Below are 428 nucleotides of genomic sequence, written 5' to 3'. Positions count from 1 at the left end.
CTTTGGAACGGACTCTACATTATTCGCGTACCAATCGCGGGGAGCAGGTCAGATTGCCTCTTGGCCGCCGGCGGTAACGAGCTCGCCTCAAAACATGGCCACCCCGCGTGTCAACGCTCCATAATTGGAGTCTTTGAGCGTGACGGGACAACACTCACGGCCGAGCAAGCTGAGTGGGTAAAGTGCTTTCACAAGGTCGTCGCTGCCGGCGACCCGCACCCTCGCAACTATATTCATGGCGTTCTGTTTCTCTTCCGAGATCCACAGGAGCGCGCGGCATTGAGCTACGAGTTGAGCTGGATCGTGGTCTGGAATCCAGCGCTGATTGATGACGCGCGAGCGAAGCCAGTTCTAGAGGCTATTCATCAGATAGTTGCACGAGCCAAGTTCTAATCATGTTGATCGGCTATGCTCGCGTTTCGACGTAA

At 55.4% G+C, this 428-nt stretch carries 1 protein-coding gene; it reads left to right on the top strand.

The window, feature by feature from the left end:
* Window positions 1–393, top strand: a 393-nt coding sequence (locus tag WM40_RS32005; RefSeq protein ID WP_046154710.1) for a hypothetical protein, incomplete at its 5' end; no start/stop codon positions are given.
* Window positions 394–428 lie beyond the last annotated feature (35 nt).

Origin of the sequence: Robbsia andropogonis (genome assembly GCF_000970345.1) — a bacterium.
In the GTDB taxonomy this organism is placed as follows: Bacteria; Pseudomonadota; Gammaproteobacteria; order Burkholderiales; family Burkholderiaceae; genus Robbsia; species Robbsia andropogonis.
Note: the sequence above shows the minus strand (reverse complement) of the source record. Positions and strands in the feature narration are given on the sequence as shown.